This window comes from Paenibacillus sp. G2S3, from assembly GCF_030123105.1.
Taxonomy (GTDB): domain Bacteria; phylum Bacillota; class Bacilli; order Paenibacillales; family Paenibacillaceae; genus Paenibacillus_AQ.
Genome location: NZ_CP126095.1, coordinates 5,667,850 through 5,693,901, shown reverse-complemented (window position 1 = coordinate 5,693,901; position 26,052 = coordinate 5,667,850). Strand labels below are relative to the sequence as shown.

The window sequence follows — 26,052 nt, the reverse complement described above, 5'->3', positions numbered from 1 at the left end:
GCAAAGTAATTAGAGTAATATAGGTACTTTTCTTATATTTTTAATGCTTACACTTATGCTTTAGCGAAGTAAATCAGGAGGCAGCTGCTGCAAGGAGTCAAGAGAGGAGACTGCTTCATGACAGAGACCATAAATACCTGGATAGATTGGCTGCTGCAAACGCTTGGCCTTAGTGGACCCTCTATTTTATTTGTGACGATTCCATTGGCACTTTTGCAGAGTATATTAGGATTTTTTCCGTTTGTAATTTTGATTGTCCTCCATGTGTCTGTCTTTAACGTTGTTGGAGGTATGCTAATTAGTTGGCTGGCTTGTAATCTGGGTGGAATACTGATGTACTTCCTCATTCGGCGATACCTGTACAATTGGTTTGATCGAAAATGGAGGTCCAAGCTGAAAAGGTATGACAAATGGCAGCGGTACTTGGATCGATATGGAATCTGGACTTTGGTGCTTCTACGTACGATTCCAATTATTCCGAACAATGTAATCAATTTTATGTCCGCAGTTTCACCGATTAAAGCATCATCTTTTATTTGGGGAACAGTGCTTGGGAATATGTCTTACATTTGGCTATTCGGTACAATCGGATCAAGCTTGATTGTCCCTAAGGAAGAATGGGATGGTTATCTTACTTGGTATGCCGTGTTTATCGCTATTCTAATCGGTATCTTTATACGGCGGCACTGGGACCATTTGCAGGAAGATAAACGGAGTAGAATGCACTAAATATATATTTTTAATTGATCTTCTAATGAATGAAGAACGTTTCTTTGGCATTATCCGCCGGAGGGAACGTTCTTCTTTTTTGCCTTCTGTCCGAATACCTTAAACTAAGTGGAGGTGGCTTGACCTCTACGTAAGGTGGGAGGGACTATCGCAATGGGGAGATTAAAAAAATGGGGGAACCGAGGGCTAAGATTACCTGATCTAGGTCAACTTCGGCTGCCAAAAATAAATGGGGGCGGGACGCCGAGGTTCTCTGGAAGAAGCTCCGCGTTCAAGTCAAAACCTAGTAGGGCAGCGGCTAGACCACAAAGTGCACGGTTTGAAGCTAAGCGAAGCAGAAGTCATATGAGAGCGTCCAGTAGGGCAGAGAGAAAGATGACCGTTTCCGGTGGAAACACGCGTAAGCCAAGAAGCCGGCGCAAATTTTGGTTGATTGCATCCTTAGTATTGATTGTGCTTGTGTTACAGGCACTGCGATATGTGGAGCTGCACTTGAAGCCGCCTATCTTGCATTTAGCACAAATTCGTGTGAAGCAAATCGCAACTGAGTCGATAAATAAAGCGATTACTTCACAAGTTGCGAACGGAGGAAATGCGGAGGAACTGATTGATTGGAAGACCGATAAGAACGGGAAAATATCAGGCTTTATGCTGAACTATGCGGAGCATATGCGTATTACTTCGCAAGCAGCAGAGGTCATCCAGACTACACTGCAGGATTTGCATAATCAGACAGAATATATTCCACTTGGTCAGGCATTAGGTAGTCCCCTCATCGCCTCTTATGGACCTGATATCCCGATCAAGATTGAACCGCAAGGTGCTGTTAAGGTGGAACTCAGCACTCGCCAGCAAAATGCCGGAATCAATATGATTTTAGTTGAGGTCTATATCCATATCGTTACGGAGGTAGCGGTCGTTGTTCCTTTTGACATGGAACCCCAAGTAGTGGATACGGAAATTCCTGTGTCTTATTTGATGGTCGTCGGAGACGTGCCTATGTATTACTACGATAATCAAGGCCAGCCTGTCGGAGCTAATGGCAGCAGTGCTCCGGGAATTGCTATTCCTGCACCATCTGTAAGTAGCGATAATAATGGAGTATCCGATCAGAGCAAGGAAAGCACTGGAAATAGCCAAAAGGATAGCAATCCATCGCCAGCTGCATCCAATTCTTCGAATACAGGCACAGATCATACAGAAGAAGGCGACAAAGGTGTAAATGGAGGAAATTAAGGGATATCGTGCTCCACCGCTCATAGACTATAGGTAGAGTAGCTTTAAATAAATGGAGCGTGAGTCCTGATGTCATATGAATCGCTGAATGTGGAACGCTTGGCAGGGAGATATAGTTCCCTTGAACGTGCGGGACTACTCCCCTTGCCTAGTAATGATGGGATTTCTATTGTAGTTGAGCTTAGCCGTATGGAATGTGCAACGGTCTGTTTACCCTTGCTGCTGCTCCACTCGGGAGCGACTGTGCGCATTATTGCTGTTTCAATGACGCCCAATTTCCCCATCGAGGTATTAGCAAGACAGTTCTCGCCGGAGGAGCCAGTGCTCTTCTTACCCTATGAGAAGGAAGAGTATATGCCCAACCTAGCCCTGGCCCATATCGAGACCACCTTTGCTGTTCTGCTTGAAGATTCGATTATGGTATCGCCTGGCTGGTTAAGCGAGTTAATGTGGGTTTCCTTTGATGATGCTTCCGTTCGAGTCGTGGCCCCACGTTCTTCTACCGAGAGAGGGGAAGGGAAGAAACGACTTCACTTTGGCACTCATCATGAATTAGCTGACCATGTAAGCTATAGCCTTGGGCGGTACCAAGGTGAATGGCGCGAGGTGGAAGTGCTAACCGGATCTTGTCTTCTATTTACTAAGGAATTGATTCAGCGAATTGGCGGTTTTGACGCTTCGCTTCAAGCACGGTATCTCATGATTGCTGACTGGTGTCTCCGAGCGCGGCAGATTGGAGCGAAGCTGGCACTGAGTGAAGCTGTGTATGTTCATGCTATTCAGTCTCTCGATAGATACCTTAGAACGAAAGAGGAATCCAAACAGACGAATGGCTGGCAGACATACTGCAAGAAATGGGCATTTGAAAGCGGGATAGGGAATGAAGAAATCTTAGTGCCGGCTACTGAAACCTTAAACTTTCCGCATCCGGTTATACCGTTGGGCAGGATGCCTTTAGTCTCACCCTTGGTGACGGCCATAGTGTATTTTGATGAAGCTAAGGATTGCGATGAGCTGACTCAGCAATGGATAGCTGTACAGGAGCAGCAGAGCTACAAGCATGTTCGCTGGATTTGGATCAGAGATACTTCGGTGGACGCTACTCCTGAATTTACGGTTAGCGAACATGATGTAGTGATTACAGTTCGTGGTGAGGATGCATGGCTACGGGCGTTAAAGAACGCATCTGCATTATATGAGAGTGAGATCATCTTGTATTTGTCCACTTCCATCCTATATGAGAAACGTTATATTGAACGAGTGATGAAGGCTATAACTCAAGGCTCGGCAGATCTGATCGTCAGTTTATCCACCGAAATGGAGGAAGCGGGGGTTCATTTGCTTGCAGGGGGAGATTCAGCGGTCACTTTACCTCTTGAACGTGTTGCTTATAAAGGAGGGATTGTGCCTGGGATGATTAGCAATAGGAAGTCTACTTCCCGTCAATTGCTGCTTCACCCTAAAGCCTCTCTGGTAATAGGGTATATTGGGGATTTGTCCGATTCCAAGGAGGCACACCCATGAAATATCTAATTCTAAGCGGAGGTTCTTGGGAGGACTACGAATATAAAAGATTGCTAGAGCTTCTTCCCGACCGGGAAGAGGTCTGCTTTGCTGGACGAATGACCCGTGAACAGCAGACTAACACTCAGATTAGGGCCGTTGCGGCTGTAGATATTTATTCTCTGAACGTGAAGCAATACACGGTTCTTGTCTCTTCTCCCTATTGGCTCTCAGAGGTTCTCTCCTTGCAGGCAACCTATGTAGTGGCTCTGCTAGAACGCTGTCAGGAAGAAGAAAAAAAGTGGTTATGGGATAAATACAGTGGCTTGCTTGGCGCAAAAGCTGACCTTGTAGCCACCCGATCCGAAAGGATTTATCTAGAGCAGAGCTTACGCAGGGAAGGTGTGATCTATCTCGGCGGGGATCAGCAGGAATCCTATGGAATCACCTTTCAGGGAGATCGGCTACATTTTCTTACGGATTATGAGGTGCTATGGAGGAAGGCGATAGTGAACTTGTGGCAGGATCCAACTATATCCTCTGATTGGGTTAGTATCCAGCTTGAGTTGCGGGCGGATTATTATATTTCCATGTGCGCTAAGCTGCCCAGCCAACCTGTTGTACATTATTTGGCAGCTTCCTATCTGTACTTGTTGGGCGATCCCGCAGCAAACCGTTATCTGGCGCAATCCTTTGAGCTGATGGTCCTGTATGAATATTTAGATTGTCTTCATTCACATTTTCGCTTTTTTTCGGCTATAGAGGTCAAGACAGGGGAATTGGAAACGGCTGTTCAACAGTACACGATTACGGCATTAACAACTGAAGAGAAGCTGGAGGCGGAAAGACTGCAGGGCTGGCTTCACTCTGGGCAGTACGAACTTGTTCGAGCTGAGCTGTTCCGTTTGAATGAGGATGAGGCTGCGGGAATACGGATTCTAAGCTCGCTCACTACCTCAGAAGCAAAGCGGCTGCTGATTCAGAATTATATTCGGACCTTCCAATGGGAGAAGGCGCTGGAGCTTCAGCATGAACTGGATGGAAGCGTGGATGGGGTTATAGAAGGCACAATACATTTGCTACATGGCAGACGACATGAGGCTATTCGCAGCTTCTTGAATGCGGCAGGGCAAGATAATCAGGCGTGGCCGCTTTTATCAGAGATGGCGGATCTAGAAGAGGCTATAAGACGATTGAGAAGGAGAGTGGAGGGATGAGTACTCATAGATGGCCTCTCCGCAAAACAGCAGGTAACCGCTTGACCGCTATGATGCAGGTTCGAAATGAAGCTGGTAGGTATCTGGAGCAGGTGCTTGAAGAACTAAGTGAGTTCGTGGATGATATTGTGATTGTAGATGATGGAAGTACGGATCATACGGCACAGTTATGTCGTTCCTTTGCCAAGGTTACGAAGCTTGTGACACTGGAGACCTCCTTGTTTAATCGTGAGTGGGAGCTAAGGCAGACGTTATGGAATTTGGCGGTGTCAACGAATCCGGATTGGCTTCTCTCAGTGGACGCTGATGAGTTCTATGAAGAGGCAGCCAAACGGGAGATGAGACGGCTGATTGATCAGGATGTGTATGACTGGGTATCCTTCCGGTTATTTGATTTCTGGGGTGGCACCACCCATTATCGTGAAGATGAACATTGGAATATCCATACGAAGCATACTCGTACACTGGTTCGATACTTGCCGAATTTTCATTATTTTTTTCCGAAAATGGATCATCATGTTCCTAGGCTCCCGCTTTCCTACTCTGTATTGCCGGGCTTTCTTGCCGAGCTGCGAGTGAAGCATTATGGATGGGCAGTTTCACCCGAAGAGCTTCGACGTAAATACTCGCGTTATCTGGAGCTTGATCCAGAGGGACGTTGGGGGAGTCTGGAGCAGTACCAGTCGATTCTAGATGTGCAGCCCCATTTGGTCGAATGGAAGGAAGAGCTCTGAAATCCGAATCTGCCAGTCGGCTAGGTCTGACTGGCAGATCTAACGAGCAACCCCCATGAAATATGACCTGAGGATATCCCATAGGGATAAGCTTTTGCAGCGAGCATAAGCTTGTAGTATGAGAGACCCACTGCAGCGGTTGTTCCCCCGATCCTGTGCAAAGCTTTTTCATCTGATAGATCAATCTTTGGAATTTCCCCACAAGAGCAAGCTATTGCCACATATAATAGCCATTCGGCGCAGTCCGTTGAGGCATTATAATGAAGGTTTTGACTGAGATAGATGGAGCACCACTGTTTCTTTACAGGTATAGGAGCCTCAAGCAATCCAAAGAGTAAGGGCTGCGGCAGCTTGCACCATTGGAAGGAAGAACTCTTTGATTGTCGATAGAGCGTTAATACATGATCCCAAGCACCGACCTGAAGCAGCAATTGTGTAGCGTAGCTCAGATCAGAAAGAGCAGGCTTAATGTCAGAACGACCTGTTAAAATATGATGAATCGCTAACATTCCCGGTCTGTATGGCAATAAGGAAATAAGCCACTGCATGGCTGATTCTATATCTTCAGCACGGCAGGATAACGCCCAGAGATAGCCAAGTATAGATGAACGTTCGGAAAGAAAAGATGGATCATGAAGCAGCAGTTCAAGCGATGCGAGGGTGTTATGCCCCACTTGCTGCTGTGTACAGGGAAGAAAAGTCTGCACAATGGTCTGAACGGCCGGCGGTAATTGTGGAGCAGTAGAGAGAGTGGTCAGCCATTCAATGTCACGAGCATTGAGCGCTGCAGGCACAAGATAGCTTAAGGTAACCGGTGAGAGCGCGTGAATATGGCAGCGGGTCAATGATATCAGACTTAACCTCTCTCCAGAAAGCAGGCTTAGCGGGACAAGCTGTTTCCACGCATCCGTATAATCTGTTTTGAATTGTATAGCCGCCTCGTAATGTTTTTGCGCGTTTGGATACAGAAATAAATTCTCACACACTCTGCCCGCCAGTAGTTCTGTTCGATACGTTCCGCTTCCCGAGGAAGAAGGATATTGCTGTGCCGTATCCCCGCTCATCAGAGCTTGCTGTAGGAAGTGTCTAGCTTTACCAAGCTTTCTTTGTTCGAGCAACAAAGCAGCATACCCCTCTAATAAATCAGTGAAATCGGGAAACAATAAGCTCCCCGCATGAAAGACTTCCTCGGATTCCTGCTGTCGACCACATCGTTGTAAGGCGTAGGCAGTCTTAAGATAAATATCGGAGGTATACCCGGATTGGGTTGGAACCTCATTAAGCAATGGGAGAAGTACATCTGCCGCTGCATGATATTGTTCCTGTTGATAATACTCCACCCCAAGTGCATAACGAAGGATTGGCTGACTTGGTTGAAGCTGCAGCCCACTATTGATGAGAGCTAAATTGCGCTGGTATTTATTTTTGCGTTGCAATTCATCCTCTAAATAACCGTAGTGATTAATACGCAATTCAGCGTAAGCGATCTCCCCCTCAGGAAGCTCCCAAATGCTGCTGGCCGTCTCCTCATGAATGATTCCACGAAAGATGATTCTTTTATCGTTTCTGAACAGGCGACAGACATGATCGGTAACAAAATCCGCTTCAGGGGCATCACCGATATAGTGGATAATGGGCAGCCAATATCCGTGAATATGCGCTGCGCCCAGCAGATCCTGGACCTGATCCTTCCTCCAATGGTCTACAGCCTCATCGGCATCAAGTACCAGAATCCAGGGGGAAGTTGCATGCTTCAGACTTTGGTTTCGTGCTTTCGAGAAATCATTCTCCCAAGGCATATCGATGATCTTTGCACCAAACTTAAGCGCTATATCTTTGCTATTATCCTCAGACCCGGTATCCACAATGATGATTTCTGATACGATTCCTTGCACAGAGGACAGGCATTTCTCCAGGTGGTTCGCCTCATTCTTAACAATCATACAAAGTGTGATATCGGGTGTGGTCATGGGAAACGTCCCTCCTATTCTGAAACTTTGGAAAGCGGAAGTGCGAGGCGTGCTCTTTTGACCGCTGGAGAATAGGTAGCTGAAGAGGATAATGAAGCAAGCAGACGATCCGCTAACAAAATCTGTGAACGACCCTGTTGAGAAGCTTGATTAAATGCGGCTTCTATAGGGAGGGGCTGCTTCGTGGCATTTATCAGCTGTGAAGCTGCTTCACTACATCCCTCACTCTGTAATAATTCTAGGAGAATTCTTTTCTTAGTCACTGTGTAGTCTGGTAGATGAGCGTGGAACCAACCGTAAATCTCACTTTCGCGACCTGCACATTTCAGGGCTCGCAGTAGCCGAGTAATGACGGGAATCGGCTCGGGATGAAGCTGTGCGGTTTTGGTGTAGCAAGCAATGGCTTCGGTCTCATCACCCATCTCCTCACATAATTGACCCAGCATATAATACGTTAAAAATGAACCAAACCCAGCCTCAGTATGGTAGCCGGGAGGAGCAGCTCCGATGACCAGCGCTTGTAGCAACGCTACTTTGGCTTCTGCAAAGGCACCTAATTGTAAGAGTAGAGCCCCTTTGATATGAGCTAAGTCTGGGTAATCTGGATGGGAGCTAATCCCACGGTCACAAGCTGCAAGCGCCCCAGGGAAATCTTTTAATTCTGCAAGAGAGCGAATTTCATATTTGTGCAGCAGGTGGATATAACTTGTATCAGGAGGAGCTTCTTCTAGTGATTGCTGGATATGCTTTAGCGCAGGTTGATACTCCCCCAGACGCATATACTCAACAGCCATATTAAAATGATGGAAAGGATCTTTGGGATTTAGCCTTAGCTGTTCTTTGAGCAGCTCGACATTTCGTTTGATTTTATCCTTCTTGACCACTACCCCCTCTGCGTAACCATAATGATGGATGACTATAGTGGTCAAATGCATCGGTGCCTGGGGTGTAGCTGTTATGATGGCCTCGGCGATCTGTTCGTGGATGATACCGCTAAACCGGTAATTAGGGTGATTACGGAACATCCGGATAATCGGATTGACGGTAATCGTCTGTGAAGCGGGGGTTTGCCCTTTATGATTATGAATACGTAGGAAAAACGCCTCGTACTCCATATGCTCAGCACACAGCAGTAATTCTCCTTTGCTCTCCTCACTCAATTCCTCATCTCCATCTAGAACGAGAATCCATTGTCCGTGGGCCTGCTGGAGACCTGCGTTACGGGCAGCTGCAAAGTCGCCGCTCCAAGCGTGGTGTATGACTTTAGCTCCGAAGCTAAGGGCAATTTGAACCGAAGAGTCGGTGGATCCAGTATCGACTACAATAATCTCATCGACGACTCCGCGTACGCTTTTTAAACATTGGTTCAAGCTATCTCCTTCGTTCTTAACGATCATGCATAAGGAAATTAGTGGATTTTTTCTTGAACGGTTCATATGGATGACCTCCCTTCGCTCTGACGGAAGCTCCACTGTGTGTGCCATGGGGTACGATTCAGCAAGGAAATGGATTTACGAATAGCTCTGATATCCTCCTGTAATGGGCCATGAACATGGGCATCAATTAAGCTTTTTAGAGCATCTTCCATACTCATCTTCGCTTGCTGAAGGTAACAGAGGGATAAGCCGATCCTTGCGGATTCATGCTCAGGCTCTTGTTCTAGCGCTTGTTGAAACCATTCACTGGCTTCAGAATAATGCCCCTTGTCAAAGATCATCTCACCAATATAAAAAAGCACGCTTGCATCGGTGGTCTTATCGCGTACAAGTACAATAAATTGCTCTCCTGCGGCCTCCCAGTTCCCCTCTTTATATAATGCTGTGGCAAATTCAGAGCGATAGGCAGGGAACAAGTCCACTAAAGTATGACTAAGTCTGAGCTGTTGCAGCTTTACGGATTGCCCGATGAGGTCTGAAAGGAATGAGGAATATAAGTGATCTACCTCTATTTCTACCGGACATACCTCTTGCTGGCGTTGGCATCGCTCAATATACTCCAGTCCAGAACGAAGTTCATGTGATGCATGACTGAGTAGGTCGTTTTTGAATTCCCCATATCGCTCCCATTGGCAAATGGCCCAAAGGGTACATAACTGCTTTTTATGCTCCAAACCTAGGTTATCTTGGTAAGCTAGTGAAGTCAGCTGTTCTATAGCTATACATGCGTCTTCCAGCTTGCCGGTGATGATGAGTGAAGAGATGATCCCATTTGCAGTATCCAATTCCAATGGAAAAACGTCTCGGGATAAGGTGGTAATGGTCTCATAAGCATTTATCTCAAATAAAGTATCCATGATCGCGGATCTACTGGCTGAAGTTGTTGGCGGAACGAGCTGGATCAGTAAAGTGGCAATTTCCGCATCGGGTACAGCTAGGCGTTGAAAAGCAGCAGCTATCCCCTGTAAGGCGGGCGTATATAAAGAATGGTGTTGAAGTGCACGATGAAAAAACCTCGCAGCATCCTCCTGCAGTCCAAGCCGCTGTGAAATAAAACCCATACGATATAGGGGGCGAAAGGTGCTCATTCCTTGCTCGCATACATATTTTCCGCTAAATACCTCATGTTCAGGAATGGATTCTGCATGTTGATATGCTAATAGTGCTCGTTCCAAAAGCCCCTGGCTCTCCAAAGATTGCCCTAATAAAAAATGTAGATCAGGGTAGTCGCCATAACGCTCCAGTTCAATCATCAGCAAGGGGTCAATCGCATTCGTTTTTCCTTGAGAAAGATATATTTTACAGAGATCCCTAATCATCGTAGGACGATAGGAGGTTTCGAGTGCTACATGCTGGAGGGCTTGACGAAGTAACGTCTCAGCTTCCTGAAGACGACCGTCCTGGCAGCAGTTTACTGCTAAATTATAGGAGTGGAAAGGATCATCCGGATGTTCGGTTAAAGCGAGGCGCAGCAGGTACCTATTTCTGTTGATTTTATCTTTTCGTGTCATGATTTCAGGTAAATATCCAAAGTGAATAATCTCAAGTTGACTGTGTTCAATCGCTGAGGGGTTATGTTTGCTAAGGATTGATGTGTCAATTCCCTCATGAATTCTTCCGCTATATTGATAACCCTGTCCATTTCGGAATAAGCGAACTGCGCTGTGCTTTACCTTATCTTCAGGTCGAATGCCTACCCAATTATCAATGTTTACTGTAAAAGCCTGAGCTTGTGTGTTCTGCAGAAGGCTGCGGAGTTCTGTAAGTGGGGTTTGCAGGCACTCATCGGCATCGAGAACAAGAATCCAATTCGTTGAGGCATGAATGAGCCCTTCATTACGAGCGGCAGCGAAATCGTTTGTCCATTCCCGTTGGAAGACTCTAGCCCCGTGCGCTTCGGCAATAGCTATGGATTCGTCGGTAGAACCCGTATCTATTATCACAATTTCGTCAGCACCAGCTACGCTTGCAAGACAGTGGGGCAGGAGATCAGCTTCATCTTTTACGATGAGGTGGACGCCAAGCGTAATATTGTTCACGGTTGTTCCTCCTTGGAAGGCATTTACAAAAGAAAAAGCACATGGATATCCATGTACTCTTTCTTGTTACAGCATATGATAGTCATCTGGATTACGTGCCCTGAGCATTGAAGCTTACATTGATCGTGGATGCAGAGCCTGAATTCGCTGATTGATAGGATAGGCGGGTATATTTTAGGAATCTGGCTGGCACTATGACATCGATAGAGCCTGCTGCTAATGGATTATCTCCTGTAGTATCGACGAAATAGTTCGTTCCATCAGCACTGATTTCTACACGTGTGTTGACTGGATTTGCCCCAGTATTATTAATGAAGAAGGAATACGTTCCCAGTACGCTCGTAGTAACGGCAGGTAGAGGTGTATAGGTATTAGCAGTCGCAATGCCTGTAGTCGTCTGTTCAATAAAGCTGCGTTGGGAAATAGAGGTCACACTACTTAGTGTACCAGCAGTAATCGTAGCTCCGAGCACGCTGGTGATAGTTCCGTTAAGGATGTTAGTGACTGTACCTGCGGAAGACAGAGTACCCGCTGTGATAGTGGCTCCGAGTACGCTGGTGATGGTACCGTTGAGAATGTTGGTAACCGTGCCTGCGGAGGACAAAGTACCGGCAGTAATCGTAGCTCCGAGTACGCTGGTGATAGTTCCGTTGAGAATATTAGTAACCGTGCCTGCGGAGGACAAAGTACCGGCAGTAATCGTAGCTCCGAGTACGCTGGTGATAGTTCCGTTGAGAATATTAGTAACCGTGCCTGCGGAAGAAAGGGTACCCGCTGTGATAGTGGCTCCGAGTACGCTGGTGATGGTACCGTTGAGAATGTTGGTAACCGTACCTGCAGAGGATAGAGTACCCGCTGTGATGGTGGCTCCGAGTACGCTGGTGATGGTACCGTTAAGAATATTGGTTACTGTACCAGCGGAAGATAGAGTACCGGCTGTGATGGTGGCTCCGAGTACGCTGGTGATGGTACCTGCTGTGATCGTAGCACCAAGCACGCTAGTAATAGTCCCGTTAAGGATGTTAGTAACTGTTCCTGCGGAGGACAAAGTACCCGCAGTAATTGTAGCGCCGAGCACGCTAGTAATAGTCCCGTTAAGGATGTTAGTAACTGTTCCTGCGGAGGACAAAGTACCTGCAGTAATTGTAGCGCCGAGCACGCTAGTAATAGTCCCGTTAAGGATGTTAGTAACTGTTCCTGCGGAGGACAAAGTACCCGCAGTAATTGTAGCGCCGAGCACGCTAGTAATAGTCCCGTTAAGGATATTGGTAACTGTTCCTGCGGAGGACAAAGTACCCGCAGTAATTGTAGCGCCAAGCACGCTAGTAATAGTCCCGTTAAGGATGTTGGTAACTGTTCCTGCGGAGGACAAAGTACCCGCGGTGATGGTAGCGCCAAGCACGCTGGAAATCGTACCATTTAGGATAATTGTTGTTAGATTTCCGCTTGGATCTGTAGTGAGCGGATGATCAATCAGCGAGGCATCCCGGCCGAATATAAGCGTTCGTAGATTATCAGGATTCGCTTGAAAAGAGCTATAGTTAGGCAAAGTTCCTCGTCCCTTCCTTATAAAATGATCAAGATATACCTAAAGACTGGGCTTGGACGTATACACAATCTTAAACCCATTGAAATAGTGAAGAGGCGAAGATTCGAGTCCACTTTAGGAATTGACTCAGCACTAGCACTCTCATTTCTATTGAGACAACAATCTCTTCTAAATCTACAAAACAATCAAAACTATTCGGGCGGATCTCCAGACCGTTATGGATTTCATCGACCTGCGGGGTCTCTGGAACTCTATCCATGAAAAGGCCCAAACCGTCGTTTGAGCCCAAATAAACCGCAGTCCAATAAGCCAAACCGATAGGGACAATCCTTAGCCATTCGAATGGTGTGATATTAATATATGGTGGGAAATAGGGGGTGATTGGGCTGGGAAAGCAAAAATACGCACATTCCCACAACCTGTTACTGAGAGCGGCATAAAATGAGAATAAGCTTAAGTACGGGGAGGATATCTCATGCCGAACGACTCAGTATTCAATCAGAGTAGCCAGCCACTTTTTACAGAACAAGTCAATACGTATGTTGCACCTGGTATAGATTCAGCTCCTGAGGGGGGAGCAGCAAAGGCGGGGCTATTGTTTGGAATCCCATTTACTTCTACGGTAACGACTGCTGCACCGCTGGTAATTCAGATTAGTAATCCGGGAGGCAGCGGACGCACCCTGTATGTGTCCCGTGTTACAGCCAGCACAGCGACAGCGGCAGTTACCTTAACACTACTTCGGAACGCTACGGTCACCGGAACTACCGTTACACCGATTAATTATAATTTTGGTAGTGCGTTAACTAGTGTTATGACGGCTAGAACCTCAACTACCGCCCCTACTGGAAGCCCAGCCACTTTAGTATCTCTATTGCTAGCGGCCGGTCCGGTCATTGTGGATTTTACGGGACAAATTGTTGTTCCTCCCGGAAGTTCCATCACTACCTCTATAACGATTTCATCGGGGACTTCAGCGGCGACAACGTCAATCAGCTGGTGGGAATATTAGAGACAGGAGGGGATAAATATGCCTAATCAATTTGTATTTAACGACAACGATCAACCTGTTTTTGTAGATATGGTGAATACCTTCCAATCTCCAGATATTAGCGCACCACCGGAAATAAGCGCTTCGCAAGCTGCAGTCTTATATTCAACTAACACTTCTGCATCTAGTTTGGTCGTGCTTAGTCTTATTTCCGCAATCGCTTCTATTCGGATTAGTAATGCTGCTGGCAGTGGAAAAACGGTTTATATCTCACGTATAAGCGGCAGTATCGGCGGTTCTTCTCTGTTATCGGCAATGTCGGGTAGCTTTACAATTGTAAAAGGAGGGACGGTAACTTCACCTACAACCTTAACGCCAACGAATAATAATTTAGGAAGCTCGGCTACGAGTGCGATGACCGTTCAATCCTCCACAGCAGCCATTAGCGGGGGGACGACGCTTTACAATTATCAATTGGCACCGGGAGCATTCACACAGAACTTTACGGGCAGCATCATTGTCCCGCCCGGGACGGCTATTTGTGCTAACGTCACTTCATCTAGCTCCGCCGTAGGTTTAACGATTACCTCAGCGCTGGGTCTTCTTTGGTGGGAACAATAGAGTTCTTGCTAAGAACCATTAACAGAGCTGAACCTTGACACCACTTGGGTTGAGGTTTTACATAAAAGGATGGAATGTATAGAAAATAAAGGGGATTGGCATTATACAATAAAGCTGCAAGTCAGATGGAATTGTGAAAAGAGGGACAATTATGGAAAGTTGTTTATTTATTCATGGCTTTACCGGAGGTGAGCATGAAATCTCTCCCTTGTCCCAGTTTATGGAGCAGCATAATTACCGTTCCAGAACGTTTACCCTGAAAGGGCATGGGGGGAGCAGGAATGATTTACTGCATTCGGATCGACATGATTGGCAGCAGAGTGCTGAAGATGAATTGACAGAGCTGTTAAAGACGAATGAAGGCGTTCATCTGATCGGCTTTTCAACCGGTGCTCTTATTGCTTCACATCTTTCTGTACGGTATAAACCCTGGATCAAATCTCTTACTTTATTGTCCACCCCTGTATTTCCGCTAAATCCCGTGGAGATCCTTAAGACTCTTGCGAGCTTTTCCATGCTAAAAACGTATATTAACAAATTCACTTCAACGCCCCCAAAGGCTACGAGAGAGTTCCAACGACTGGTCCGGGAGAGCTTTTCAATCTATCCGCATATTGAGACTCCAACCCTGATCGTGCAGGGTAAACGAGATCATCTGGTGAAGACTAGGAGCGCTGACTACCTGCAGCATACAATCCCTACGACTCAAAAACAGGTACTTCTGGTGGATAACAGTGGCCATATGGTTTGTCATTGTGAAGATAAGGACCGGATCATGAATGAAGTATTGCATTTTATTCAGAGTGTAGGAAGCTGAGGATGAAATTTAAATAATTAACCCTAAAGAGCCCCAATTAAGGAGGCTCTTTTTCTTATGAAGTTTATTTTTTTATAGCTTGACAACGCATTCATAATCATGGTAATTTTTAGTGGGGAAACCGGTTTCCTTAAAATTATTTGTTTTTTGTGTTAAAGACGTTAAAAACATTAAAGACATCACTGGGCGGGCTTGGTTTTTAATCAAGGAAGTAGGTTTTAGATTGTTATGAATACGCTTTAATAAGAGAGGGAGATGCACGCAATGAAACGTAGGCTATGGTATGTACCCGTTCTAATTACATCTATTCTTCTTTCTACCGTGATTAATTTGTTTGTCTTAACACCGCAAAAGGCTGAAGCGGCCAGCATCGGCACGATTAATGAGAACGACACAATTTATCAGATTATGGTTGACCGATTTAATGATGGAGACACTTCCAACAATGCTACTGGTGCGGCAATTCGCTATGGAGAAAACTCTGAGGAAGATTTCCGTTATATGAAAGGCGGAGACTGGCAGGGGATTATCGACAAGCTATCATATATTAAAAATATGGGCTATACCGCGATTTGGATTTCCCCAGTGGCTGAGCCACAAATGACTAACCGGGAAAACAACGGTACCGGTAAAAATACAGCCTATCACGGATACAACGTTAAGAACCCTAACGCTGCCAATCCATACTTCGGAACGAAGGAGAAGCTGAAGGAGCTTGTGGATTCCGCACATGCGCTTGGCATCAAAGTAGTGATTGACGTTGTGCCAAACCACGTCGGTGATTATATGCTAGGTTCTCAAGCCTATTATGATATCCCATCATTGCAGCCAGTGGCTCCGTTCAATAATCCAGCATGGTACCACCATAATGGAGATATTAACTGGTCTCTAGCGGATGGAAGATATGACCAGTGGGCGCAAGATTACTTAGAGAATCATGATTTGGGCGGGCTAGATGACATTGATTTTGATGTTCCTGCGGCTAAGCAGGCGATATTCGATTCCATCAAAGGCTGGTTTGATTATACAGGCGCTGACGGTGCACGTGTGGATGCTGCCAAGCTGATGAAGCCAACAGATATTGGTGAACTACAAAATTATCTGGGCGTTAATACATTTGGTGAGAATTTCGACGGAAATGCTGAATTTGTCTCACGTTGGGTCGGAAACAACAAAGAATGGGGCATGCTCGATTTCCCAATGTTCTTCTCCGTACTTAACAGTTTTGCTTATGGGCAGTCTTTTGAGTCCAATATCAAAAGCACCTTGGCACAGGATTCCTACTACAACGGGAATGCCAATCACATGGTTACCTTTATCGACAATCATGACCGCAACCGTTTTCTAACGGAAGCCGGGGGAAGCGTTGATAAGCTGCAGAATGCTTTAACCTTTATTTTTACAGTTCGTGGAACACCGGTTGTCTTCCAAGGAACAGAGCAGAACAAAGGCAATGGCAACAGTCAGATCATGACAGGCGGGATTGCTGATACTTGGAACCGTTGGTCTATGGTGAAACGGGATGCAAGCGGAAACGTAATTGAGAACTATTTTAATGAAAATGCCAGCACCTACAAGCACGTAGCCAAACTTAATGAGATTCGTAAAAATAACCCAGCACTACGTACAGGTACTCAACGTGAAATGTGGGCTGCACAGAACTTATACGCCTTCTCACGTCGTATCGACACTGGAACTAATCAAGGTCAAGAAGCTATCTCTGTATTTAGTAATCAATCTAATGGTTCGCAAACGGTAACGATCCCGCTGCGCGCCGAGAGTAGTTTGACCGCAGGAACAGTTTTGTATAATCAGCTGAATACTGCAGATACAGTGACTGTACAATCAGGTGGAGTAACTGGAAAGCAAATTACTGTAACTGTAGGTGCAAATTCAGCCAAAATCTATGCGAAACAACAACCACCATCAGAAACAGTTCCTCCAACTACTCCGACCAATGTAACGGCAACTGTTCAAAATGCATCTAGCGCTTTGATCAGCTGGACGGCTTCTACCGACAACGTAGGCGTAACTGGATATGAAGTTTATCGTAATGGTGTCAAGGTAGGCACAACGGCGACTACTTCCTATACGGACAATGGTTTATCCGCTAGCACTACCTATAACTACACGGTAAAAGCATTTGATGCCGCAGGCAATCTATCTCTTCTTAGTGCGATTGCCTCTATTACAACACCAGCAGGGAACAGTGTCACGATTTACTATAAGCAAGGTTATACCTCGCCTTATATTCATTATCGCCCAGTAGGTGGTACATGGACGACATCTCCGGGTGTGGCTATACCTGTATCTGATGTAGCCGGATACAACAAAATAACGATTAATATCGGCTCCGCCAGCCAGCTTGAAGCATGCTTTAACAATGGCAGCGGCACATGGGACAGTAACGGGGGGAGCAACTATCTATTCGGTACTGGAACCTGGACTTATACGCCAACAGGAAGTATTACATCGGGTGGACCAGTGACACCAACGCCGACGGTAACACCGACACCGACACCGACACCGACACCGACACCAACGCCAACGCCAACACCGACACCGACGGCAACACCAACGCCAACAGTGACACCGACACCAACGGTAACGCCGACACCAACGCCGACAGTAACACCAACAGCTACACCAACTGGCAACACGGCAACGATCTATTATAAGAATACGGCTTATAGCAGCTCGTATATTCATTACAGGCTGGACGGATCGACAGTCTGGACGACGGCTCCTGGTGAACAGCTTCAGGCTTCTTCTTTCCCAGGATATAAGTCGATCACAATTCAGCTGGGTACTGCAGCCGGACTGACCGCAGCCTTTAATAATGGCAGTGGTACATGGGATAACAACGGCAGCAGTAATTATCATTTTGATGCTGGAACCTGGAACCTGGTGAACGGAAGTATCAGCGCAGGGGAACCTCAAGCAGACAGTGTGACGTTTCGTGTAAATGTTCCAGCGTCTACTCCGACTAGCGGACCTGTGTATCTTACCGGTACCTTCAACAGCTGGAATGCAGCGGATCCAGCCTATCAACTGACTAAAGGTAGTGATGGGGTGTATTCCATCACACTTAGCTTACCAGCAGGAACAGCGGTGCAATATAAAGTTACGCGGGGCGCTTGGACTAATGTGGAAGTAAACTCGAACGGATCAGACATTTCCAATCGAACACTTACTCCAGCAGGCGGCGCACAAATAGTGAATCTGACCGTGCAGCGTTGGAAAGATCTATAAGTTGATACTCGAGTGGATCATAATACCTTTCACATGACAAGGAGCGGCCCCCGTGTGGGGCCGCTCCTTGGTAAGTAGTATGAAGCTTTTTCATTGCAGAAGATACAATAGATATGAATTTGAATGATCCATTTACGAAGTTCCTCCAGAGAATTTTGTTCTCATCGTAGATTCACGGGGAATTAGTTCTGGCTCTAATAGCAAATGCTTGAGGGGCATATCATTACTACGAATGCGCTCCATCAGCAGCTGCCCTGAAGACACACCCAGCTTGAACGTATCAATATTAAGTGAAGTTAAAGGAGGTGTTGTATATCGGGATAGCGGATATTCATCGAAAGCGGCGATGCCTAGTTCGGATGGAACATCAATTCCGAGTGCTTTTGCGGCTTGAAGCACCCCAAAGGCTACATAACTGTTCATGCACACTACAGAGTCTGGCCGTTCTTCGCGTTGCAAAAGCTCAAGAGCAGCATGATAGCTATCATGCTCATCAGCCTTGCAGTTAATGATCCATTGCTGAGGAACGGTAAGGTCAGCCTGCTGTAAAGCTCTTAAAAAACCACCTTGGCGATGGGTATAAATCTTCTCCTGCTGCTGCCCGCCTATGAAGGCTATCTTTGAATAACCCTGTTCGACGAGATGCGCGGTCAGCATATTGCCGCCTGCTTCATTATCGAAATCAACCCAACTTCCAGGGGCCATAATCTCTCCAATGGAGATGTAAGGAAACCCCAGTTGATTCAGTTCTTCAGATAGCTCTTCAGTCAGCACGGAGTTATTGGCTATAATACCGTCGACACGTTTGCTAAACACAAGCCTATTTAGAAAATGGCCTTCTGGACTACTATGTTGCACATTGGAAATGGTCAGTTCGTATTTTAAAGGTGCAATTACGCTCTCGATTCCACCAATAATGTTGTAGAAGAATTGGTTTAGAAACTCACTTTCTTTAGACATATCGACCAATAGGCCAATATTGCAGCTGCTTTGTCTAGCTAACCCAGTAGCGATACTGCTCGGCGTGTAGTTCATTTGCTTCATAATCTCTCGAACCTTTTGTTTCGTTTCCTGTGATATTTTCGGGGAATCATTTAGTACTTTAGATACGGTAGATTTAGCCACATTGGCTGCTTTGGCAATATCAGAAATCGTTACTTTCATCGTCGTCCCTCATAACTTAAAAACGGTATTTGTAACCATAATAACACATATTTAGCAGTCTCTCTAATGAAGAATGAACAGGTAGATAGAACGATAAAAGTATAGAAGGAGTCCTTAAGTTATGCCTCAATCATGGTTTATTTATCATACGAGTGAAGATCCATTTGCCTATCCAGTAGGTACGGGTATCCTGAAGCTCAGACTATTCACACAAGCTGGACAGCAATTATCCTGTACCGTAATCCACTCGGATCGTTATGATTCTCCGGGACAAGAAGTTCCTTTGCAGATGGAGCGGATAGGGTCGGCCGGTATTTATGAGATTCATGAAGCCATTATTCACACTAGCACTAGAAGATGCAGATATCTATTTCATATAGCGAATGCTACAGGACAGTATGTCTGGTATGGAGAGAGGGGGGCGTCAGAGAATCGGGAGCGTGCAGGTTCTTTTCAATATGCATACCTCCACCGTTCTGAGGCTTTAAAGCTACCTTCATGGAGCCAGGATGCGGTGACCTATCAAATATATCCTAGTAGCTATAATGGTGGAACTCTACAGGGCATTTCGGAGAAAATTCCCTATCTACAGCAGCTTGGTGTAAACGTTATTTACATGACGCCTGTATTTGAGTCTCCTTCCGAGCATAAATATAATACCTCTGATTATTATAAGATCGACCCTGCCTTTGGAGATTTGGACGGACTAAGGTCACTGGTCAGTGTGGCCCATCATCATGGAATTAAGGTAATACTGGATGCCGTGTTTAATCATTCGGGAGACCAATTTTTTGCTTTTAAGGATGTGATGGAAAAAGGCGAGCAGTCCCCGTATAAAGATTGGTTCTTTATTCGTTCTTTTCCCGTTACACAGACGCCAGCGCCGAATTATGAGACGTTTGCCAAAGCTGAAGCTCATATGCCTAAGCTGAATATGGATCATCCCGAAACGGCAGATTATATGATTGACGTTGCCAAGTATTGGATTCGTGAAACAAAGATAGACGGCTGGCGTCTTGATGTAGCGAATGAGGTCAATCCGGCGTTTTGGTCCCGCTTCCGGCAAGAGCTCAAGTCTGAATATCCTGAAATCCTACTCATCGGAGAGATTATGCATGCTTCTGGGCCTTGGCTTAGAGGGGATCAATTCGATGGTGGCATGAATTATGTGCTTCGGGATGCCTTGCTGGAATTCTTTGCAGAGCAGTCAACAGGACCAGATCGCTTTATGGAGCAAGTACTCCATCAGGAGGCGTTGTATAATGACCAGGCGAATTCTGCTATGTTTCAATTGATTGGCAGTCATGATACGTTGCGTTTTCTTACAGCGTGTAAGGAAGGGGGACGTGGCTGGGACCGCGAGAGTACGGCAATACAGCGCATGAGGTTGGCGGTTTTTTTTCAGATGACCTATATCGGTATTCCGATGATCTATTATGGGGATGAGGTTGGGATGGAAGGAGCCACGGACCCTCACTGTAGAAAAGCTATGGTATGGCAAGAGCAGGCTCAGAATACAGCGCTGCTGAAGTGGTATCAAGAACTGATTTTCCTAAGAAAAAGCTGTGATATTCTACGGAAGGGTACATTCCGACCTTGGTTCACGGATGAAGTACGTAATGTTCTCGGTTATACGCGGGGTGTGGGTCATGAAAAGATAGGATTAATTATCAATAATTCTCCGAACGCGTACGAGATTGAGCTTAATGCATATCGTTCGGATAAGAATGTGCTAACCGATTTACTGTCAGGAGCTACTTTTAAAAATACTAACAAGCTTATAGTGAGCATGGAACCGTTTGGCTGTTTAATGTTGTATTAAAATAATATAAGGCCTCTTTCCAAAGAAGGGGCCTTAATGTTCATCAAGAAACGGCTGTCATCTCCAAAGGATGGCGAAGCCGTTTCTTTTTAATTTTAATTCGTAGCACTTTTTTTATTTTTGTTCTTTAGGTCTCTATACTCCTGATTCTCCCATTGTTTTAGCAATGGAAATGGATCAAAAGCCCATTCTGTAATTCCTCGGTCCCGGTAGATGCCGAAATGTAGATGTGGCGGGAATTTCCCTTGTGTTCCTGGATTTCCGTATCCTGAGCTGCCGACCCAGCCAATGATTTCACCTGGTGCGACGATATCTCCACGCGAAATGGATTTGTTATATCCGGATAAATGGGCGTAATAATGGTATCGATTCTCGATATCGCGAATTCCAATTCTCCAGCCGCCATAGCGGTTCCAACCTTTAGTTTCCACTAAGCCAAAGCAGGTGCTGCGTACCGGCATGCCTTGTGGTGCAAAGAGGTCAGTCCCTTCGTGGATACGTGCCCCACCCCAGCTTCTGCCGGTTCCCCAAGTGCTACGATAAGAATAAGAATTACTTAAGGGAAGTGGAAAAGCATTACCTGATAGGTCAAGCCGCCCAAAATGTTCATATAGCTTGGCGAACTGAGCTATGCGCTGAGAGGCACGGCCATTGTGATAATACTCCCAAATACCGATACTGAAATCATTAGCTGAATCACCATATTTCTGCAAGTGTCTAGCCATACTATATAGAACGTCAGCATCATTCTCTGGATCTGCGATTCCATCTCCCGAGCCATCACGGCCGAAGCCGTTAAAGAAGGTGATGGAGGCAGGAGAAGTATCCTCCTGATCCGGATTGAGTGGACCGGACCATACGGGTGCTGGAACCATGATTCCTGTAAGACGGTTGGTGACGGGCTTGTCTGAGGACCCTTTTTTGGCGATGGTGCGTTCATATTGATCAATGGCTGCGAATCTAAACCAAGGGATTCCAGTGGCTGCACTCAGGTGATCATAAATTCCCCTGCGGGCAGACCATATGGATTCCTTGCTAGCATTAACGGGATTGCCGCTGCTTTCCACCGGTTGGACTGTAGCCTGTACTGCAGCTGCTGGAACGGGAAGGCCTAAACCACCCCAAAGGATAGCGGCCGCGGAAAGACATAACATAGTTCTCCGGTTATTAGTATTCTTAAATAGGGCCAGCAAGATAACAGCCTCCTTTTGTCCGGGCGTAGAATTGAATGTAGGCACTTCGGTTGAAGCTTTTATTATAGATTGAAGCAAAAAGCTACTTTTTATCCGTTCTTGTCTAAAGGTACCAGTAAATTCTCCGGCGGAATCGAAGTTGGTGTACCCTGCATATTTCACAAAAACAGGCAATTGTAAAGCGCACATGGTATAATATGAGGCAGCATCTTTCATCTGCAGCAACACATTCAGGAGGAAGCGGGGTTTATTATTTTGACGAATAAAACAGCAAAGCAGCCTAAGCCGGATTGGATTAGAATTAAGCTAACTACCGGTGATAACTATCAGGAAATCAAGAGCATGATGCGTTCTAAAACTTTACATACTGTATGTGAAGAAGCTAGGTGTCCGAACATTTATGAATGCTGGGCAAATCGAACGGCGACATTTATGATTCTTGGAGATATATGTACTCGCGCATGTCGTTTCTGCGCTGTGAATACAGGGATGCCGACAGAGCTGGACCTGCAGGAACCTGAACGTGTAGCAGAAGCTGCAGAGAGTATGAACCTTCGCCATTGCGTGGTAACCAGTGTGGCCCGCGATGATCTTGCGGATGGTGGCGCCCAGATTTTTGCTGAGACGGTAGCGGCAATTCGTAAACGCCTTCCGTTATGTAGTGTTGAAGTACTGATTCCAGACTTCTTGGGAGAACGGAATAGTCTAGAGATTGTCATGAACAGTAATCCAGACATTCTTAACCATAATATCGAGACGGTGGAACGGATGTCAGACCGTGTGCGGGCTAAAGCGAAGTATCGCCGTTCGATGGAACTGCTGCGCAGAGCCAAGGAGATGAAGCCGGACATTCCTACCAAATCAAGCATTATGCTTGGAGTCGGTGAAGAGTGGGATGAGATTTTACAAGCAATGGATGATTTACGAGCCGTAAATTGTGATATATTGACTTTAGGACAATACTTGCAGCCTTCTCCAAAGCATTTGAACGTGGAGAAATATTATCCACCGGAGGAATTTGCACTGCTCAAGGAAGAGGGATTGAAGCGTGGCTTCAGCCATGTGGAATCAGCCCCACTTGTTCGTAGTTCTTATCGTGCGCATGAGCAGGTGAAATCTGCTGCTCAAGCTCGTGAGGAGCGCGCGGTTTCTTCTAGTTGATTTTTTTGAAATAGTGACAAAGTCACAAAAAGGTTTTATTAAGGAGAGGGTTGAAGGAGCGATAGCGTTCTGAAACACTCAGCCCATAGGTTACACATAAAAAACGTTGATTTGAGTCATTGGAGAGAAATGTTGGAGCTGTAGGAGCGTTAGCGTTCGCCTGAAAGCTTTCCGAAGGAAAGCTAGCATCGTAAGCATACGCTGTTGATTAATTTCACCGCTGAATGCGGTTCAAATAAAAGAAATTAATCAACAACAGCGACCGAAAGCCCAATATTTCTCGGAAATGACGGCATAATCAACGCACCCTCCCCACAGAAAGGCAGGCGACAAAAGGTTTGATCGTTATAGGCGGAAAAGGCTACGAACTTATGTTAGATCATAAGGATGGTTGGAATCCGGAGGCGTTTCGCGGAAGATATAGCGAAGTGCTGGAAAGATACGACTATATTATTGGTGACTGGGGTTACAGTCAGCTGCGTTTGAAAGGCTTTTACCGGGACAACCACCCTAAGGTGAATCGGGATACAGCTATTTCTGGCATGGTCGATTATATTAATGAATATTGCAATTTTGGCTGCGCATATTTTGTGCTGCATAAATTAAAAGAGGTACCACAAGAAGGCTTGTTCAAGGATATTCTCATCAAAGAAATTCCAGAGCCGAGTGAGGAAGAAGATTCGGAGCTAGAAGCTGAAGATAATGATGGAACGGCTACAGATAAAGAGTTTTCTGCTAAAGAAACATCATCTAAGCAAGGTTCGAATTCATCTGCTGCATTTAAAGAGATGACTTCTGCTAAGGATAGACCCTTGAGAGAACACCAAAGCCGAAATCACCGGGGCAAGGATTCACAGGGGAAGAAATCCAAAAAGGAATTTCAAAGCAGACCACCACAAGGTCAGTCCCAAAAGCCCCAAAACACACAAAACACACAAAAGCCTCAAAATAATCCAAATACACAAAACGCAGAAAATTCACAATCCTAATGATGAAAGCTGAACCATAAGTAGAGTCCTTCTACGAATGAGACAGCTTTTTTCTATTTCTCGCATCAACGCTTACCGTCCATTTGGGACGCCGAAGGCGTTTTTGCTTGTTTGGAATGGATATGTACAAAAAATAAAGGCAGCAAACCTCCATCTCTGGAGAATTGCTGCCTTATGTCGTTATGGATTATTTTACAGATAATTTCAATTGCTTCTGTGTAGCGTTGTAACTCCACACGAGTGCCGGGAACTTCTTCTTAAAGGCATTTAATTCAATGTAGGTCTCACCATTCTGGGATAGCGCCTCTTTGGAGGAAAGTGTAAAGCCGGTGGACGTGCCTGTTCCGCTCTTTACGATGACCTTTTTATTCTTAGCATCCCAAGTGATCTCGCCTTCGACAAGCGCAGCCAGCACGAGCGAAGAAGCATAAGTTTTATCGCCCTGCTTCACAAGACCAACATTACCAGCAAAAGGAACTCCATTGATATTTAAGATATGATGATCTCCGGTGACTTCTAAAGTCTTCATTCCAGCAATCTGCAGGGCGGTAATCAGCTGTGCAGTTTTGCCTTTTACCTCAATATCCGGTGCGAGACCGATATGATTAAAGTCTTCTTTTTTAGGTGTTAAATATTTCTGCGTGGTCAATTTCAGCATGTCGCCATTAGACACCGGAAGTAGGCTTTGAATACGCGCTTTGCCATAAGAACGAGTGCCTACGACAGTAGCTAGCTTGTTGTCACGCAGGGCGCCCGTAAGAGCTTCTGAGGCACTTGCAGTGTATTCGTTGGTTAGAATTACGACGGGCACACTGATTTTGCTGCCACTAGTAATCGTTACAGGAGTTAGCGCGCCACTTTGATCAGAAGTATACATCATGATGCCCTTATCCATAAAGCTAGAGGCAATGTTGTATGCCGAATCCATGTAGCCACCCAAGTTATCACGTAAATCAAGCACCATGGATTTCATTCCGGCTGCACGCATCTTCTTCAGCATAGCTGTGAATTCTTCATCAGAATTCTGGGTGAAACCACTTAGCGAAATATAGGCAATCTTCGGACCAATGAGGGTTCCAAAAACGGAAGTCGAGTTCAATTCATTTCGGGTGACAACATAAGATTTTGTGACACCATTTCTGAGGATCAGCAGGGTGACCTTGGTGCCTGCGGCTCCACTCAGTTCCGAATCATCCGTTTCGTCAACAGGTATTCCGTTGATTTTGAGAATCGTATCGCCGCGTTTCAAGCCTGCCTTTTCAGCAGGAGACCCTGGAGAGATTTCTTCGATGTAGAGCTCTGTTGGCGTATATTGTAGTTTAACACCGATGCCAACGTATTCGAGATCAACCGCATGTTCAAATTGCGCCGCTTCCTCGGAATTGAAGTATTGGCTGTATGGATCGTCCAGTGTGTTCACCATGCCGTCAATTGCTCCGCGAATCAAAATATCTTTATCTACATCTGAAATGTTATAGTTCTCCAATAGCTTCATTACTTCATTAATAAGATCACTGTTGTCTGTGGAAGCTTTAGCAGCATCCGCTGCGGAAGCCAGTGGAGCAAATGTGATTGATAAAGCTAGACAGCTGGTTAACAGTGCACTTATTACTTTTTTGGATTTCATGG

Annotated in this window: 20 protein-coding genes; 12 read left to right on the top strand and 8 right to left on the bottom strand. The window is 45.8% G+C overall.

Features of this window, described 5'->3' with window-relative positions:
• The first annotated feature begins 117 nt into the window (after nt 1-117).
• From QNH28_RS25050 to QNH28_RS25030, 5 genes are all read left to right on the top strand, one after another.
• Entirely contained in the window at nt 118-729 is a 612-nt protein-coding gene (locus QNH28_RS25050) for a TVP38/TMEM64 family protein (protein WP_283909010.1), read from the top strand.
• A gap of 375 nt (nt 730-1,104) precedes the next feature.
• Nucleotides 1,105-1,965, top strand: a complete 861-nt coding sequence (gene yunB, locus QNH28_RS25045; protein WP_283912260.1) for a sporulation protein YunB — start codon at nt 1,105-1,107, stop codon at nt 1,963-1,965.
• A gap of 69 nt (nt 1,966-2,034) precedes the next feature.
• Complete coding sequence (locus QNH28_RS25040) at nt 2,035-3,489, top strand: glycosyltransferase family protein (RefSeq protein ID WP_283909009.1); 1,455 nt, start codon at nt 2,035-2,037, stop codon at nt 3,487-3,489.
• On the top strand, nt 3,486-4,685 hold the full coding sequence (locus QNH28_RS25035) for a hypothetical protein (RefSeq protein WP_283909008.1): 1,200 nt from the start codon (nt 3,486-3,488) through the stop codon (nt 4,683-4,685). The genes QNH28_RS25040 and QNH28_RS25035 overlap by 4 nt, the downstream gene beginning before the upstream one ends.
• Nucleotides 4,682-5,419 (top strand): glycosyltransferase, encoded by a 738-nt coding sequence (locus QNH28_RS25030; RefSeq protein ID WP_283909007.1) that lies wholly within the window; start codon nt 4,682-4,684, stop codon nt 5,417-5,419. Before QNH28_RS25035 ends, QNH28_RS25030 begins: the two co-directional genes overlap by 4 nt.
• 20 nt (nt 5,420-5,439) lie before the next feature.
• Here the strand turns inward: QNH28_RS25030 and QNH28_RS25025 are convergent, their stop codons facing one another.
• The 5 genes from QNH28_RS25025 to QNH28_RS25005 form a co-directional block, all read right to left on the bottom strand.
• Nucleotides 5,440-7,389 (bottom strand): glycosyltransferase, encoded by a 1,950-nt coding sequence (locus QNH28_RS25025; RefSeq protein WP_283909006.1) that lies wholly within the window; start codon nt 7,387-7,389, stop codon nt 5,440-5,442.
• Nucleotides 7,390-7,403: 14 nt separating this feature from the next.
• Nucleotides 7,404-8,825 (bottom strand): tetratricopeptide repeat-containing glycosyltransferase family 2 protein, encoded by a 1,422-nt coding sequence (locus QNH28_RS25020; RefSeq protein WP_283909005.1) that lies wholly within the window; start codon nt 8,823-8,825, stop codon nt 7,404-7,406.
• The gene (locus tag QNH28_RS25015; protein ID WP_283909004.1) at nt 8,822-10,864 is read right to left on the bottom strand and encodes a glycosyltransferase; all 2,043 of its coding nucleotides are present in this window, start codon (nt 10,862-10,864) and stop codon (nt 8,822-8,824) included. Before QNH28_RS25015 ends, QNH28_RS25020 begins: the two co-directional genes overlap by 4 nt.
• 91 nt (nt 10,865-10,955) lie before the next feature.
• On the bottom strand, nt 10,956-12,413 hold the full coding sequence (locus QNH28_RS25010) for a DUF6385 domain-containing protein (RefSeq protein ID WP_283909003.1): 1,458 nt from the start codon (nt 12,411-12,413) through the stop codon (nt 10,956-10,958).
• 70 nt (nt 12,414-12,483) lie between these two features.
• Complete coding sequence (locus QNH28_RS25005; protein WP_283909002.1) at nt 12,484-12,672, bottom strand: hypothetical protein; 189 nt, start codon at nt 12,670-12,672, stop codon at nt 12,484-12,486.
• A gap of 216 nt (nt 12,673-12,888) precedes the next feature.
• Here QNH28_RS25005 and QNH28_RS25000 point away from each other — a divergent pair, with 216 nt between their 5' ends.
• From QNH28_RS25000 to QNH28_RS24985, 4 genes are all read left to right on the top strand, one after another.
• A complete protein-coding gene (locus QNH28_RS25000) occupies nt 12,889-13,425 on the top strand; it encodes a hypothetical protein (protein WP_283909001.1) in 537 nt (178 codons plus the stop codon).
• An 18-nt stretch (nt 13,426-13,443) separates the two neighbouring features.
• Nucleotides 13,444-14,025 carry a hypothetical protein gene (locus QNH28_RS24995; RefSeq protein ID WP_283909000.1) on the top strand — a complete coding sequence of 194 codons (582 nt, stop codon included), beginning with the start codon at nt 13,444-13,446 and terminating at the stop codon, nt 14,023-14,025.
• A gap of 151 nt (nt 14,026-14,176) precedes the next feature.
• Nucleotides 14,177-14,842 (top strand): alpha/beta hydrolase, encoded by a 666-nt coding sequence (locus QNH28_RS24990; protein ID WP_283908999.1) that lies wholly within the window; start codon nt 14,177-14,179, stop codon nt 14,840-14,842.
• Nucleotides 14,843-15,106: 264 nt separating this feature from the next.
• A complete protein-coding gene (locus QNH28_RS24985) occupies nt 15,107-18,094 on the top strand; it encodes an alpha-amylase family glycosyl hydrolase (RefSeq protein ID WP_283908998.1) in 2,988 nt (995 codons plus the stop codon).
• A gap of 132 nt (nt 18,095-18,226) precedes the next feature.
• Here the strand turns inward: QNH28_RS24985 and QNH28_RS24980 are convergent, their stop codons facing one another.
• Nucleotides 18,227-19,258 carry a LacI family DNA-binding transcriptional regulator gene (locus tag QNH28_RS24980; RefSeq protein ID WP_283908997.1) on the bottom strand — a complete coding sequence of 344 codons (1,032 nt, stop codon included), beginning with the start codon at nt 19,256-19,258 and terminating at the stop codon, nt 18,227-18,229.
• Between the two features lie 121 nt (nt 19,259-19,379).
• On the opposite strand from QNH28_RS24980, the gene QNH28_RS24975 reads away from it, so the two are divergent.
• Complete coding sequence (locus QNH28_RS24975; RefSeq protein WP_283908996.1) at nt 19,380-21,080, top strand: glycoside hydrolase family 13 protein; 1,701 nt, start codon at nt 19,380-19,382, stop codon at nt 21,078-21,080.
• 95 nt (nt 21,081-21,175) lie between these two features.
• Here QNH28_RS24975 and QNH28_RS24970 read toward each other — a convergent pair whose 3' ends face one another.
• Complete coding sequence (locus tag QNH28_RS24970) at nt 21,176-22,234, bottom strand: M23 family metallopeptidase (RefSeq protein WP_481858408.1); 1,059 nt, start codon at nt 22,232-22,234, stop codon at nt 21,176-21,178.
• A 294-nt stretch (nt 22,235-22,528) separates the two neighbouring features.
• Here QNH28_RS24970 and lipA point away from each other — a divergent pair, with 294 nt between their 5' ends.
• Nucleotides 22,529-23,434 carry a lipoyl synthase gene (gene lipA, locus QNH28_RS24965; RefSeq protein ID WP_283908994.1) on the top strand — a complete coding sequence of 302 codons (906 nt, stop codon included), beginning with the start codon at nt 22,529-22,531 and terminating at the stop codon, nt 23,432-23,434.
• A gap of 371 nt (nt 23,435-23,805) precedes the next feature.
• The gene (locus QNH28_RS24960; protein WP_283908993.1) at nt 23,806-24,423 is read left to right on the top strand and encodes a YutD family protein; all 618 of its coding nucleotides are present in this window, start codon (nt 23,806-23,808) and stop codon (nt 24,421-24,423) included.
• A gap of 187 nt (nt 24,424-24,610) precedes the next feature.
• Here the strand turns inward: QNH28_RS24960 and QNH28_RS24955 are convergent, their stop codons facing one another.
• Entirely contained in the window at nt 24,611-26,050 is a 1,440-nt protein-coding gene (locus QNH28_RS24955; RefSeq protein WP_283908992.1) for a S41 family peptidase, read from the bottom strand.
• Nucleotides 26,051-26,052 lie beyond the last annotated feature (2 nt).